The sequence below is a fragment of the Sphingomonas sp. Sph1(2015) genome (assembly GCF_001970915.1).
Classification (GTDB): Bacteria; Pseudomonadota; Alphaproteobacteria; order Sphingomonadales; family Sphingomonadaceae; genus Sphingomonas; species Sphingomonas parapaucimobilis.
On record NZ_MQUI01000119.1, the window covers coordinates 1 to 495 of the forward strand.

At 62.8% G+C, this 495-nt stretch carries 1 protein-coding gene, 1 tRNA gene and 1 rRNA gene; 2 read left to right on the plus strand and 1 reads right to left on the minus strand.

Annotated elements, in window-relative coordinates; all coding sequences use genetic code 11:
• The first annotated feature begins 8 nt into the window (after positions 1-8).
• Together rrf and BSZ14_RS18805 are read left to right on the plus strand one after the other, a co-directional pair.
• Positions 9-123, plus strand: a 5S ribosomal RNA gene (gene rrf / locus BSZ14_RS18800).
• Between the two features lie 46 nt (positions 124-169).
• Positions 170-246, plus strand: a tRNA-Met gene (locus BSZ14_RS18805).
• Between the two features lie 132 nt (positions 247-378).
• Here BSZ14_RS18805 and BSZ14_RS18810 read toward each other — a convergent pair.
• Positions 379-495: transposase domain-containing protein (locus BSZ14_RS18810; protein ID WP_139330359.1), on the minus strand; the 117-nt coding region annotated here is incomplete at its 5' end.

Sequence of the window (495 nt, forward strand, 5' to 3'; positions counted from 1 at the left end):
CTCTATTGCCTGGTGGCCATAGCGTCGGTGTCCCACCCGATCCCATCCCGAACTCGGCCGTGAAACCCGACTGCGCCAATGGTACTACTGCTCAAGCAGTGGAAGAGTAGGGCGTCGCCAGGCATTACAGTCCGCGAATACAAAAAACCCATTCACAACCTCACACCCCCGCGGGGTGGAGCAGCCCGGTAGCTCGTCAGGCTCATAACCTGAAGGCCGCAGGTTCAAATCCTGCCCCCGCAACCATCGCTATAGAACCCGACACGCCGCCCCCAAGGGCGGCGTTGTCGTTTGTGCGCCTGGCAGGCTGGGCGGGTAATCCAGCAGCCAGTTCCCCACTTCCGTACGCCTGTCGCCAATGATCGACGGTAAGCGCTGTTAACGCACCACGCGGGCGGCGTATGCCCATGGCATGAGGTCGCCGAGTGCATTGATGCGGTGGCCGCCCGCAAGGCGCTTGAGAGTGTCGGTCAGCCAGGCCTGTGGGTCGACGCG